The sequence below is a fragment of the Ruegeria sp. HKCCD7181 genome (genome assembly GCF_057221055.1).
In genome coordinates, this window is record NZ_JBWVBC010000013.1 from 87,464 (window position 1) to 99,849 (window position 12,386).

Here is a 12,386-nt window from a genome sequence, read left to right on the forward strand (position 1 = left end):
CATAGCGGCAAACCTATGCCGTTAAAGGGCAACAGCGACGACTGAACCTATAACAACTAAACGAGAAATTTGGCGAGACGTCCAATTGCAGGGTTGTTGCGAGACCGAAGTGTTTCTGACCGTATACGCAAAATAGGTACAAACGCGGAGAATGCAGTAGTCTGCTGAGAAGTCGCAAAAAGGAAGTGCGGTTATTTCGGAACCAGCAACTTTGCGATCAGACCGATCGTGTCTTTGGGGCCTGTTCCGGTGTCATAGAAATTACGCTCATAGCTCAACTGCCATTGCACCGGTCGACCACCGATACTGGTCAGTTTCGACAGCTTCACGCCAACTGGCAAAGTGACGAATTCGCCGCGGTCCCAATCATAAGCAAAGGTCATGTCGGACGCGCCCACCGACCAGCTGTTTCCCAGCGAAACATCCAGGATCGGTTGAAGGGTAGAGATATTTACGTCCGGTCGCGAGTCATCGCCAGCGATGGTAAAAATGTTCTGGTTGAATGCGCCGACCAGGCCCCAATCGGGTTGGGCAACAAAACCAACCGCGGGTCCGAGCCCCCATTTCTCGGCACTGAACCCATCAGCACCCGTTGGCAGCAGGGCAACAAGCCCGACGCCGTAGCGGCCCCAGTCGCGGTCAAAGGTGGTCAGGTTGAACAATGTGGAATCGCTGAGACCTGAATCCCCGGCAGCATTTTGGGTCACATAAGGTACGGTCAGTCGGGCGATGTTGTTGGTTCCGCCAAGCTGATAGGGAATTGCGGCACGGAATTGCGTTACGTTCTGCGACCCGGAACTGTTGTGCAGACTCGGGGAATAGAAATCCTGCACCAGAAATGCCATCAGCGACGCCGTGGGATCGCTCGCCTCGCTTTCCAGCGATTGTTCGGCCGACACCGCAGAGGTGCAGCCCAACGCCAGAACCGCTGCCTTCAGTAACAATGCAAAACCCCGGGTTTCTTGTCTTGCCATGATCTGGCCTTTTCTTCTTCTTTCAAACGCAATCCGGGAGGGTTAATCCCGATCCGCTTCCAACTCAATACCCGAAACTCCCACTTTCGCGTGGGAAATTAGAGCCCGCGGGCTTTGGCGCGAAAAGCCTTATCCAGGTGTGTACCAGATCGGCGAGGTGTAGGCCCGTTCCTGGATACTGGCAGGAAGACCTTCCGGCAGGTCGGTGCCAAAGAACTTGGCGTCATAGGTTGTCCAGCGCGGGGTCGGGATTTCGATGACCCGGACATAGTAGAACGCCCGCTGTGCGGGTTCAAAATCGGGGTCAGTCCAGAACCCGTCAAGAAACCCGGCACCGATACTGTTGGAATAGGTCGCCTCTTCTATATTGACCGTGTTGCCTACTGGCGTAGTGGCCCGCCCATTGGCGTCAATCTCGCGCTCGCCCGAGACAGCAACGTCGTAGATCCGCTCATGCGTTTCGCCTGCCGCGTCAGCCCAGCCCTTGACGATCTGTACCCGGTCCAGATTGGCACCATCAGGGTCGCGCAGCGCCCGGATCAGAAAGGTTGGGGCCGTGTCGGATGCCTTGAGATCGCCGCCCATGGGCACGCCGGTCTCGTAACCATGTCTGGCGAAATCGGCGCGGTCCAGATCTGCTGCGGTGAAATCGTAGCCACCAAAGACGCGGACCCGGATGCGGGTGCCGGTTGTGGCAAAAACTTCCTTGCGGGCCATAGCGTCCCAGATGGCTTCCCGGGTGTTCTCGCGCGCCCAGACGGCCGCTAGGCCCGAGGCAGAAATCTGGCGCGCATATTGCTTGGTTTCCTCTGGCCCCGGACGGCCCGCTACGACCTCGTCAAAACGGATGGGGTCTGCGGTGGGTTCCAGCATCGAGACCTTGCCAAAGTAATTGTCCTCTTCGACCGTGGCCAGGCCGGTATGGGCGTCGGAAGAACCGATCATGCCGAACTTGAACGGGTTCGCCCCCAGTTCTGCCTCGTAGCTCAGACCACGCTTCAATGCTTCGCGGGCATATTCCCGCGGCAACATGTCCGGCGTCTTGGGTTGCGCCCCGAAACTGCCTTTGTCCCATGTTTCGAAGTCCGCAAACTCGTCCTCGGGGGACAGCAGGGGATGTGTTTCACCGTCACCTTTCATCTGTGTGACTTCATACAGCGGCTCCCAACGCATGCGGCGTTCGGCAAAGCCCTGATCGATAGGGGTTTTCGTGCTCAGCGTCACATCGTCGAACATCAGCCCGTTGGACAGGTTGCCGTTATGCGGAATCGCCAGCACCTTACCGCCTGTCATCGCCTCGTAATCGCCCATCCAGGCCCACAGTTCCTCGGGGTCCTGCGTGTCGTATTGCGAAATGGGCACGATCTGATCGGCCTCGCTCTTGCCATCCCGGAAAATGATGTTTCGGTGCAAATTGTTGCCGTCGGCCTGCAACGTCCATTCAAAGCCGATCAGCGCGGTGAACAGGCCCGGTGTATAGAAACGCTCGGCAGATTCTGTGATCCGTCCCCACATGGTTTTAGCAAGGGCTGTCTCCTCGCGCAGCGGATCGTCGAGCGCATTCAACGCCTTCTGCCACTCTTCATACGCTTCCAACTGGCTCTCGAACGTGCCAATTTTCGATAAGTCATAGATTTTTCTGCCCCAGTCATTGGCCAGCAGGTCCTCATTACCTTCGGCAATCGCTGGCGGCAGGCCCAGATTTTCTGCGTGGTCCGTAACCACCAGAAAGTCCAACGGGCGCTCCAGTCGCGCCGGAACGCCGGAGCTTGAAACGACAACTTCCCCACGTGCGAACCGATAGGCGTCATCTGGTCCCAGCGTCGCCCCGACTAGCCCGGCATCGGCAGAGTAGGTTGTGTGCAGATGTGTATCGCCGAAATAAACGTTGTTAGGAAAATCCTGCCCAGGATACGGCGAATACTCAATTGCTGCACCCGATGGCGGCGGAGTATCCTGCGCCATGGCAGTGGCAGTCATCGATATCGCAAAAAACAATGTTACTGCGTTCTGAAACCGAACCATTTGTTTTCTCCCGAGGTACCTGCCCTGCTTGCGGTGGCCGAAATTCCGTCGCATGGCCGCAGGATTTGTACAAATATTCAACTTTGTGCAGCAGGAATTCTGCGCCGAAGCCCAATGCGAAACAAGTCACTCCTACGCTCCGCAAATCAGAACGACAACACCCGCTCGACAAACCAGAAGGTCGCCACGGACCCGACCACATAACCCAACGCCAAATTGGCCAGACTGTCCCGCCTCTGCCAGCTCTGCGCGGCAACAGGCAGCGCCTTACGTATCAGCGCCGCCACGATCAGAACGACACTCACAAAGGCAAGCTGCCCAGCCTCTACACCGATGTTGAAGGCCAGAAGCGCGGTGACAATGTCCTGCTCGGGCAGGCCGATGTCACGCAGGGCGCCCGCAAAGCCAAGCCCGTGCAACAGCCCGAAGGCGAACGAGATCAGCCAGGGCGCACGCTCGGACAAACGGTCCTTTCCGCTCCGGGATTTGAGGATTTCGACCGCCATGAAGATAATCGACAGCGCGATCACTGCCTCGACCGGCGGGCCGGGGACCGAGATATGGCCCAACGTGGCCAGCGCCAGCGTAATAGAATGGGCAATAGTGAACGCGGTGATCGCACCAACCAGACGCCAAACGTTACGGATCAGCATCAGCAAGGCGAAGACGAACAGCAGATGATCCCAGCCTTCCAGGATGTGATCAAAGCCAAGGGCCGCATAACTGCCGAATACGCCCAGCGTCGATGGTTTCGCAGGAACGACATAACTGGTCTGATCCGGAGTGAGGCGCACCGTGACAGGAGCGCTGTCCAATGGCTGCAGCCGCAACAAAACATCCGTCTGCTGCGCGGACAGGCCAGAGATCGAGATATTGCCCCCCACCAAACCACCGGGACAGTCGGACACCCAGGCCGATATCCAGGCCGCGCCGTCGAAATTTGGTGCAGGCCCAATTTCGGGCGTGCAGTTTTCCGGCAAGGTCACGTCGATTTTCATTGGCGCGCCGGTCACATCCGGCTTGCGCCAGAAAACCTGCCAACTGTCCGTCGTCAGTTGCCGGACATCCAGATACCCGGGCTCAAGCGCATGTCCCAGCGCCGCTACACCTGGCAGGCATAAAAGCAGCGTTACAAACAAAAGACGGCGCAGCATCACTGCGAAACTCTTTCGGCCAGTTGATCGGGCGTGGGTGCCGTAATCTCGTATTTCGATTTCAGCTGTTCGAACTGGGCCCGAGACAGTTCAGACATCAGATCACGCCGCCAGTCGAACAACACATCGTCATGGATGGTCTCCAGCGAAGGCAGAGCGGCCTCCTGCCGGTCCTCCAAATAGACCAGGTGCAGCCCGTACCCGGATCTGACCGGTCCTACCCAGCGATTCAGGGGCAGCTTGTTCAGTCCCTCAAAGAAACCACGCCCAAACGTACCATCGATCTGCCCCGCCGTCGTCAGGGGCAGCGCGTCCGGCAGCAGGCTGATCGACCTGAATGTGGAGGGATCCGCGCCATCGTTTAACGCTTGCACAGCAGCTTCTATACCGGCGGGGTCGCTGTCGGCATCAAGCCCGACCTGACGGAAAGCAAGCTTGCCCTGCGGCATGAACCTGTCCGGGTTTTCGGTCAGATGATCAAGCAGCACCGGTTCCTCCGGTTCGATGGCCTGCGCCACTGAGGTCGTCAGGAAGTCCATCTTCTGGGCTAGGCGTTTGCGCACAATACTGTCACCGCGATCCAGCCCCAGTGCGCGGGCTTCACGCACCAGAACCTCTTCACGCAGCAGATTGTCTTGCAGATTTGCTAATTCTGCAGCTGTGGGTGGCCGTTGCCAGGTTGTCTGGAACTGCCCGATTAACCGCTCGATGTCCTGATCGTCGATGACGATCTGGTCTTCGCGCTCCTGCACATTGTCCGTGGGGTTCAGATAGTTGAACCATCCAAAAACGGCGATGCCCACAAGCGCAAAATGGAACAGAGGTTCCCTGTAAAAGGTCATGCACACTCCATCATTCGATCAGTTGTTCCTGACAAATCCAAAAGGGGCCGGACGAGCCGAACCCGGTCTGGCTTAACTTGGCGTATACCAAATCGGAGAGGTATAGGCACGATCCTGAACGGTAGAGGGCACGTCCCCAGGCACTTCGGCGTCAAACAGCTTGGCATCATAGGTGGTCCAGCGCGGCGTTGGAATCTCGATCACGCGTACATAATAAAATGCGCTTTGCGCGGGATCGAACTCGGGATCCTGCCAATGAGCCGTCAGGATCGGTTCACCAATCGTATTGGTGTAGCTGGCATTTTCCACATCGACCGTGTTTCCGACCGGCGCGTCGCAACGGTGGTTGGCAGCCGTACCGCGATTGTCGGAACAGGCGACGTCATAGATGGCTTCGTGAACTTCACCATCCTGATCGAGCCAGCCCTTGATCACCTGCACCCGGTCCAGATTGGCCCCTTCAGGATCGCGCAGCGCCTGAATCACCAATGTTGGCGCTGCGCCGTCTTGCGACGCGCCCAGATCGCCGCCCATCGGCACACCGTTGGCGTAACCATGCGCAGCAAAGTCCGGGCGGGCAAGGTCATCTTCAGCAAAACCATAACCGCCAAAGACGCGAACACGCAGTCGGGTTCCGGTAGTTGCATAGACCTCGCGGCGCTTCATCGCATCCCAGATCGCCTCGCGGGTATTCTCGCGGGCCCAAACGGCTGCAAGACCCGATGCCGAAGTGTAAGCGGCGGTGATATCATCTGACGGATCGTCCGGCGTCAACGCACCGGTGACGGCCTCTTCCATACGGATCGGATTGTCGGTGGGCTCCAGAACGGTAACCTTGCCAAAGAAATTATCCTCAGCGGCGGTCGACATGCCAGTGTGACTGTCGGTTGATCCAACCATACCGAACTTGAACGGATTCACGCCCAGTTCCTGCTCATAAGCAAGGCCGCGTTTATAGGCCTCACGAGCATATTCGCGGGGCAACATGTCAGGGGTCTTGAGCTGTGTGCCAAAACTCCCTTTGTCCCAGGTTTCGAAATCCGCGAACTCATCTTCGGGCGACAAAAGCGGGTGCGCCTCGCCATCACCCTTCATCTGGGTAACTTCGTAAATCGGCTCCCAACGCTGACGGCGTGTGGCATAATCCGAAGAGAGCGGCTCACCCGACGCTCTGACATCATCGAACATAAGGCCGTTCGAAAGATTGCCGTTATGGGCCAGTGCCAGAACCTGCCCGCCAGTCTTGTCTTCGTAGGCCTGCAACCAATCCCACAGATCTTCAGGGTTCTCGGTGTCATAAGCCGACAGCGGAACGATCTGATTTGCCTTGTCGCTGCCATCCCGGAAAATCACGTTGCGATGCAGGTTGCTGCCATTCGGCGCCGAGGTCCATTCATAGCCGATGAACGCGGTGAACGCGCCGGGATTGTTGTGACGCTCGGCGGCTTCGGTGGTCTTCTGCCAGTAGGTCTCCATCAGGCCGGTCCCGGCCATGGGATCGGTGGCACCGGGGTTGTTCACGTTTCCAAACCACATGCCATAGGCTTCGCGCACGCCATCCATGGTGCCGGGCGCGAATACCTTGCTGATTTCGCGGCCCCATTCATTGGCCTGCATGACTGGATCGCCCGATGTCATGGCCACAGGAAGGCCGAGGTTTTCGGCGTGATCCGCCACCACCAGCCAGTCGAGCGGCCGCTTCAGGCGTCCGGGCACGCCCAGCGATGAAGCCACCATCTCGCCTTTGGCAAACCGGTACGCATCATCGGGGGTAAGCGTGGCCAATGCCAACCCCGCATCCGCCGAATAGGCCGTATGCAGGTGAGTGTCCCCGAAAAGGACCTGATTGGGGAAATCCTGCTCAAGATAAGGCGAATAGGTGGCGCTTGCTTCCGGGATCGGAATGATGGTCTGTTGCTGAGCCGCCAACGGCGCGGCTCCGGCAGTTATTGTAAGAGAACAGAGTAGACCTAACCGTTGCATGGTATCTCCCGATATTTGTCTGTAATTTAACAGGCGCACCCGGTTCGGTCAGAAATGGACCGCCAAACGCCTTTGCGACAAGTTACACTTCGAAATCAGAAAGATACAAGATGCCTTGCTTTGTTTCGGCGGCATTCCAGCCAGACCTGGAACGATAGTTTATTGTTCCCGTCGCAAAGGGCCCTTTGAAGACATTATCTGCAGCGCGTCGTCGATTGGCCAATGAGATAAGACACTCGATGGTGAAAATTGGAAAGTTCGATCGGGACCGCTGGGTCAGTTTATACCGCAATGGTCAAAGTCATTAGGCGTTAAACGCCTTTCTCTTGGTCCAACTATGGCGGTTGGATCTGGCTGGTGTGACGTTCAAAACGCAATCCAACCACTGTTTCAGGGGCGCTGCCACAGAAATACTGCAGCGCCCCTTGGCAACCCACCGTGAAGGCATAAGCGATCAGCCGGGCGACGCTGGCAAGTCTTGAGCTATCCAACGTGGGCTCATCCCGGCGGACGGAAACGGTCTGTGCTCTTGACCTGCTAGCGAGCGTTCGGGTCCATCATGGCATCCATTATGCCTTGGACGTCCAGATCGAAGCTTGCCTGCCGAGGTGGATACTCCTTGAATGAAGCAAAGAATTCCAGAGCAACTGCTGCAGCCGGACCCAGCGCCCATGAGCGATTTTCCTGCCACTCGTCAAATCCACGCGTTTCGTGAAACCGCTCAAAAGGATCGAGATCGAGACGGGTGATCAGGGGCGTCACCAACTGGTTCTGGATTCCATTGAACCACTTGTCCTGCTCGGTGAAGAGAAACTTCCACTCTCCAAATCGTAGACCATGAAAGGTGGTCTCCGAGAAAAACGGGAAGAACATTCGGTTGGATGGCCCTTCACCAGTTAGCACAGGCGTCTGGTCGACTCCGTCAATATGAACACGATACTCGACGCCATTTATCTCAGCCCCGTCCAGCAGATCTTCCGCAAGGCTCGGTTGGCCGAGAAGCGACATGATCGTGGGAACCCAATCCTCCATCGTGACGAGTTCACCCGTCGTAGTTCCCGGTTCCACCACGCCGGGCCACTTGATCATCGCGGGAACTTTGAAGCCGCCCTCATAGCCCCCGACACCCTTGTCGGCTCTGAACGGATGATTGCCACCATCAGGCCAGGAGTTCGAAGCGGCACCATTGTCTGTTGAGAACATCACGACCGTATTGTCCGCAACACCCAACTCATCAAGAAGTTCAAGAAGCGCGCCAACATCATCGTCAAGTTCTACCATGCCGTCTGCATAAACGTTGCCGGTGCCCGTAATGCCGTCGTATTCATCGCTCAGGTTGGTGCGATAGTGCATCCGCGTGGTGTTGTGCCAAACGAAAAACGGCTCTCCCGCCTCTACCGCGTCGCGAATGAAACGCGTGCTTTCGTCAAGCACTTCTTGATCCAGAGTGCGTTGGCGCTCTGTTCCAAAATCGCCAAGGTCCTCGATCTTCTGTTCGCCTCCGTCTTCGGCTGAGAGGGAATGGATGACACCGCGCTGTGCGAATGGTGACGTTTCAAAAAACTCCGTAGGATAGTCAGCCTGCTCTACATATTCACCGGCATTTAGGTGATACAGAATGCCGAAGAACTCGTCGAAACCATGCGCTGTCGGAAGGTGCTCGTCCCGGTCGCCAAGGTGGTTCTTGCCAAACTGACCAGTCCGATATCCTAATGGCTTGAGCATTTTAGCCAGGGTCGGGTCTTCTGGCTGAAGGCCTTGTTCCGCGCCCGGCAAGCCGACGGTCGATAGGCCTGTCCGGATTGGGTACTGCCCGGTAATGAACGCTGCGCGTCCCGCCGTACAGGAGGCATGGGCATAGTGATCCATAAAAAGAAGACCATCTTCCGCGATGCGATCGATGTTTGGCGTGTCACAGCACATCATTCCGCGGTGATAGGCAGAGATGTTCCACATTCCGACATCGTCGCCCCAAATGACAAGGATGTTGGGGCGGTCAGGACTCTGCGCCAATGTCATTGCAGGCGACAAAATGAGGGCCGCCACCGCTAAGAGATTTTTAAGTTTCATCAAGAAGAAACCTACTTAAGTGCAAAGATTCCACGTTACTCTATAGAGCGGATTATTCTTTTGAAATACTTCGTGAGAATGCCTGAACGTCATCTTTTAAGGTCGAGCTTTTGGCAGTCAGGACCGATGTCAGAGAACACTCTTTTTTGTGGTTGATCTGTTCCACTGTTGAGCTGCCCCCCTTGAAACCTGGCACTGACGTGAGCCAGGGTTTTCTGTCGGAAAAAAACAAGTCAGAGGCAAAAACCAATTGGGTCTATCTTTGTCGCTCGATCGAAAAACACGAAAAGACTCTTGTTTTTTGGCTGTCCAAACGCCGGTACAAAGTTGCAGAAACAACGTTCTTTACGTATCGAATTGGTCAACATGATCCGAAAGGGCCAAATCGTACCTGTGCTACGCCCATTTCAACAGTTTTCTTGACTATCATGGTGGGCCTAAATCAATCGAGAGTTTTCGGAATAATCGCCTTGGGAAATCGGCCTGAGGGCGCTCGTTTACAAGCTTGTTTGATCAGGATTGGCGTTGCATTATCGCGGTTTCAGCCATTCATTATACTGGAGCTCCCGTGGCGATTTTGACCAAAACCGGAAAGCTGTTTCTGTTCGCTCTTTGTGTGGCTCCCTTTGCCTTGCACGCTCAGGTCAAACCTCGTTTGATACTGCAAATTACCGTGGACCAACTTCGCGGAGACATGCCCGCTCGGCATTATGACGAGTTCGGGGAAGGTGGGTTCCGTTATCTCATGGACGAAGGGATTCACTACACCAACGCTCATCACACCCACGCCAACACCGAAACCATTGTCGGCCACACCACGCTCGCAACAGGCGCGAACCCTGCGGCTCACGGTATGGTCGGCAATCTTTGGTATGATCGGGATCAAGGACGAACAGTATACAATATTGAAGACCCTGATTATTCAATTCTCACCAGCGGCGCGGACGTAGATGACGATACTGAGATCGACCCAACTCAACGCGCGGCAAACACCGATGGTCGCTCACCCCGTGCAATCCTGACTTCAACCTTTGGGGATGAACTGGCTGTTACGACCACAGGCGGGGCCAAGGTATTTGGTGTTTCTATAAAGGACCGCGGCGCTGTGGCTATGGCGGGGCATGCGGGCAAGGCATTCTGGTTCTCAAAATCTGCCGGTCAGTTCGTGACGAGCAGCTATTATTATGAGGCCTATCCAGAATGGGTTGATGCCTGGAATGCCAAGGGCCTGCCGCAGAGCTTCAGTGGGCAATCCTGGACACTTCTCAACCCAATAGACACTTATCTGTTTGCGGATCGTGACGATCAGGAGTGGGAGCCGGACTTCGCGGGGTTCGGGCGTACCTTTCCTCACCGGCTGGGTTCGATCGATGGCAAGTATTTCACAACACTTCTGACGTTCAGCCCGTTTGGAGACCAGATAACGGCGGACTTCGCAAAGACCCTGATTAGTGCCGAGGGGTTGGGCGATGACGACGTAACCGACTATCTGGCCGTCAGCTTCTCCGTAACCGATTACGTCGGCCATCTGTTTGGCCCATCGAGCCTTGAGGCCGAAGACAATTTGCTTCACCTCGACCGTACGCTGGCCGACCTGTTTGCTTATGTCGATGCCGAGATTGGACTGGAAAACACACTGATCGTGCTTTCCTCGGACCACGGAGCCCCTGAGGCGCCCGGGTATTTGGACTCTATCGGCTTGCCCGGAGGATATGTTACTCCCGATGATTGGGAGACAACCCCTGCTGTTGACCGGATCAGGAAGCGCTTTGGCCTGACGGGTCCCCTGTTCGCGGGCTATGATCACCCGTATCTGACGCTGTCCGACACTATTCGCAACGACCCGAACATCGACAGGGTCGCATTGGAAACGGCAATCTCTGAAGAACTTGTCGCCTTTGAGGGAGTTGCCTATGCGGTGCCCAGTTCGCGACTTCGTGAGGGTTCATTGCCCGACAATGCTCTCATGCGGGCAGTCTCGAACAATTATCACCCGGACCGATCCGGAGACATTTACGTGGTCTTCCAACCGGAATGGTTCATCAACGATATGGACGGATTGTCAGTCACTGTCACCCATGGTTCTCCTTGGCGCTACGACACATTTGTACCGATCATGTTTGCGGGCCAAGGGGTGAACCCACAAAAAATATCTCGGCAAGTTCATACTGTAGATGTCGCCACAACCTTATCAGCGGTTGCTGGAACCAGGCCGCCGTCTGGCGCGGCAGGAGCCGTACTGCCCGAAATACTAGGGCAAAAAACCTGTTGCAAAGATTTGAGCACTGACGCTCGCGAGCTTAACGAGTGAAAGGCCTGCATTGGTAATCGGTTGAGAGGCTACTCATGATCTCCTTCAATGGCGCACGGTAGGACCCTCCTCCTGCAGCCAGATTACGGTGTTGTCACGTTAACTTTCGATCCACAAAGAGATCCTGGTTTTCGGATTTCATGCGGCTTGAGTGGCGGCGTTCCAGGCGTCAAAGGCCTCGAGGCGGTGATATCAGATTGTTAAAGCTGAACGACGACGCGCGGGAACATAGAAGCAATTCCGAATGGCTGAATGGGTGGCCACGAACCACTGTAACCCTACTGGAAACCGATGGCCCTGCATCGTCCGTTCCCGCTTTGGGAATGGGGGGGGTGGCTGTTCTCGGCTCGATTGTTCAAGCCCGTGTGCGACCAATGATCCAACCCCGGCGCGACCTCTCGATTAGCAGCGCCATATGAGCGCAGTTTGTCCGTGGTGATCCGCTTGGGAATGAAACCAAGACGCTTTGTTAGGCGGCGCAACAGCCGTTTTGCGGCCCGTTTGTCCCGTTTCGGTTGGAGGATTTCGTCCAGCACAACGCCATGCTGATCGACTGCGCGCCAAAGCCAATACTTGCGACCGGAGATACAGACGACAACCTCATCGAGGTGCCAGACGTCGCCTGGTCGGCCCTGTCTCCGCCGCAAATTTCGAGCGATCCGCGGTCCAAACTTAATGACCCAACGCCGGACAGTCTTGGTAAGAGGCATCGATTCCGCGCTGCAGCAGCATCTCTTCAACTTCCCGCAGGCTCAGATTGAAGCGAACGTAAAGCCACACCGCGTGGGTAATGATCTGAGGGCGAAATCGGTGACGCTTGTAGCTGATGGATGATGAATTCATCGATGTCATCTACGTCCAAATAACATCATCGGCAACCGAACGACGGTTAACGTGACAACGCACTCAGCCGCACTCGACCCCTTTGTCAACATGACCTAGTCCGGCGTGACCTCTTCGGCCAGGAAGAAACTTCGCAACAGATCCCTGCCGGTGTTACTAAGCCGATAGCCATTAGGCCCGAGCT

Annotated in this window: 7 protein-coding genes and 1 pseudogene; 1 reads left to right on the forward strand and 7 read right to left on the reverse strand. The window is 56.1% G+C overall.

What is annotated here, in order from left to right; all coding sequences use genetic code 11:
- Positions 1–191: 191 nt before the first annotated feature.
- From AC2TCY_RS20560 to AC2TCY_RS20585, 6 genes are all read right to left on the reverse strand, one after another.
- Complete coding sequence (locus AC2TCY_RS20560; protein WP_480850331.1) at positions 192–974, reverse strand: hypothetical protein; 783 nt, start codon at positions 972–974, stop codon at positions 192–194.
- 129 nt (positions 975–1,103) lie between these two features.
- Positions 1,104–2,999, reverse strand: a complete 1,896-nt coding sequence (locus tag AC2TCY_RS20565) for a DUF3604 domain-containing protein (RefSeq protein WP_480850333.1) — start codon at positions 2,997–2,999, stop codon at positions 1,104–1,106.
- A 146-nt stretch (positions 3,000–3,145) separates the two neighbouring features.
- Entirely contained in the window at positions 3,146–4,153 is a 1,008-nt protein-coding gene (locus AC2TCY_RS20570; protein ID WP_480850335.1) for a HupE/UreJ family protein, read from the reverse strand.
- Positions 4,153–4,995, reverse strand: coding sequence for a peptidylprolyl isomerase (locus AC2TCY_RS20575; RefSeq protein ID WP_480850337.1), 843 nt, complete (start codon positions 4,993–4,995; stop codon positions 4,153–4,155). The genes AC2TCY_RS20570 and AC2TCY_RS20575 overlap by 1 nt, the downstream gene beginning before the upstream one ends.
- Before the next feature lie 72 nt (positions 4,996–5,067).
- Positions 5,068–6,978: a DUF3604 domain-containing protein gene (locus AC2TCY_RS20580; RefSeq protein ID WP_480850339.1), complete on the reverse strand. Its 1,911-nt coding sequence runs from the start codon at positions 6,976–6,978 to the stop codon at positions 5,068–5,070.
- Between the two features lie 537 nt (positions 6,979–7,515).
- Complete coding sequence (locus tag AC2TCY_RS20585; protein ID WP_480850341.1) at positions 7,516–9,048, reverse strand: arylsulfatase; 1,533 nt, start codon at positions 9,046–9,048, stop codon at positions 7,516–7,518.
- Positions 9,049–9,616: 568 nt separating this feature from the next.
- Here AC2TCY_RS20585 and AC2TCY_RS20590 point away from each other — a divergent pair.
- Complete coding sequence (locus tag AC2TCY_RS20590; RefSeq protein WP_480850343.1) at positions 9,617–11,359, forward strand: alkaline phosphatase family protein; 1,743 nt, start codon at positions 9,617–9,619, stop codon at positions 11,357–11,359.
- Positions 11,360–11,551: 192 nt separating this feature from the next.
- On the opposite strand, the pseudogene AC2TCY_RS20595 reads toward AC2TCY_RS20590, so the two are convergent.
- A pseudogene (locus AC2TCY_RS20595) lies at positions 11,552–12,202 on the reverse strand (IS6 family transposase).
- Between the last annotated feature and the right edge of the window lie 184 nt (positions 12,203–12,386).